Consider the following 1699-nt stretch of genomic DNA (forward strand, 5'->3'; position numbering starts at 1 on the left):
AACCACTGACCGTGTGGCGGTGTTATATGCTGGCCGGATGATGGAAATTGGCACGACGAGCGATGTGATACGGTATCCGCGCCATCCCTATACCAAGGGTCTGATTGCTTCGACACCGGTATTGGATCATGTCAATGTTGACAGCACCTTGCCACAGATCCCGGGCGCGATGCCATCGCTTGACGCCTTGCCGCCCGGATGCCGGTTTCACCCACGATGCGGCGAATGTATGCCGCTGTGCCGCACGACGGTGCCTGTCTTTGCAGACCATGTAGCCTGTCACCTGTTTGAGGGACATAGCGCATGACCACGCCAATGGTAATTTGTGAAAACCTGACCAAGCGTTTTGACTTGTCTGACCCGTGGCTGGTGCGCAAGCTGACAGGTATGCCAAAGCGGGAACTGGTCGCGGTTGATGCGGTCAGCTTTGCTATCCCCAGAGGTCAGACCTATGCGTTGGTGGGCGAAAGCGGGTCGGGCAAGTCAACCATTGCCCGCATGGTGGTTGGGCTGATGCAGCCTGATGCGGGCGGCGTGACTATCGACGGGCACAATCTGAATACCAGCCAGGATGCGGTTTCATTGCAGGCGGTGCGGCAAAAATTACAGATGGTGTTCCAGTCGCCTTTTTCGTCACTCAACCCACGCTGGCGGGTGAATGACATTCTGCTTGAACCAATCCGCGCCTTTGATCTGATTAGCGACGAAGACGGCCAGAATAAGCGCGTGCGCGAACTGCTTGATCAGGTGGGATTATCGGCGTCTGACGCGGGCAAATATCCGCATGAATTTTCCGGCGGCCAGAGGCAACGTATTTCGATTGCGCGGGGGCTGGCATCGAACCCATCATTCATGGTGTGCGACGAACCCACCTCGGCACTTGATGTGTCGGTACAGGCGCAGGTGCTTAATCTGCTCAAAGAGCTGCAACGCGAATTGGGGCTGACCTATCTGTTTATTTCGCATGATATGGCGGTGGTACGGGTGATGGCGCATCATATCGGCGTGTTGAAACATGGCTGTCTGGTGGAAAATAACCCGTCAGAACAGCTGTTTCGTAACCCGCAGGAGAGCTATACAAAAACGCTGATCGACGCAACGCCGAAGGTTATGGTTTAGGGGGAAGTGGTTTCCCCCATCCCCAAAACTCCCTTTCATGTCGAACGCGCGACAAAATATATCGGGCGCGGTTTAATTGCCCCTTGTGCAGGTTATACCCTTGATAGTCTGGTGGTAACATTATGGCGGGGGATTTATGGCGCGACGTGGATCTTCAAAACGTGCGGGATCAACATCCAAAGGCAGGGATAGGGCGGCCAGTCTTGCGCCCGCTTCGCCATATATAAAGCGGTGCATCCCCTTTTATGACATTCTGGATGCCGAACAGGTTGATATTCTGGAAGCGCAGGTTGACTGGATTTTGCAGGAAAAAGGCATCGCCTTTTTTGATGATCCAGAAGCACTTGATCTGTGGCGGCGGGAAGGGGCGACGATTGGCGGGGCTGATGGCAATATCGTGCGTGCATCGGTGGACTGGATTCGTGATCTATGTAGCAAGGCACCGCGCGAATTTACCCAGATAGCGCGTAATCCCGAACGCTCGGTCGTTATTGGTGGCCAGAACCAGGTCTTTGCGCCGGTCTACGGCGCGCCTTTTATCCGCGATCTGGAAAATGGGCGGCGCTATGGCGATATTGCC

The 1699-nt window shown here is 54.9% G+C and carries 3 protein-coding genes; all 3 read left to right on the forward strand.

Annotation, left to right across the window (positions count from 1 at the left end):
- A partial coding sequence (locus tag ABNT28_RS11030) for an oligopeptide/dipeptide ABC transporter ATP-binding protein (RefSeq protein WP_348721635.1) occupies positions 1-307 on the forward strand: 307 nt, incomplete at its 5' end.
- A complete protein-coding gene (locus ABNT28_RS11035) occupies positions 304-1119 on the forward strand; it encodes an ATP-binding cassette domain-containing protein (protein ID WP_348721636.1) in 816 nt (271 codons plus the stop codon). The genes ABNT28_RS11030 and ABNT28_RS11035, both read left to right, overlap by 4 nt.
- Positions 1120-1255: 136 nt before the next feature.
- The coding region (locus ABNT28_RS11040) for a trimethylamine methyltransferase family protein (protein ID WP_348721637.1) at positions 1256-1699 on the forward strand (444 nt) is incomplete at its 3' end.

This window comes from uncultured Candidatus Puniceispirillum sp. (genome assembly GCF_963979125.1).
GTDB lineage: Bacteria > Pseudomonadota > Alphaproteobacteria > Puniceispirillales > Puniceispirillaceae > Puniceispirillum.

What these genes read in the sequence shown, in the direction of transcription:
- ABNT28_RS11035 (WP_348721636.1), top strand. Translation starts at nt 304, where the DNA reads ATGACCACGCCAATGGTAATTTGTGAAAACCTGACCAAGCGTTTTGAC.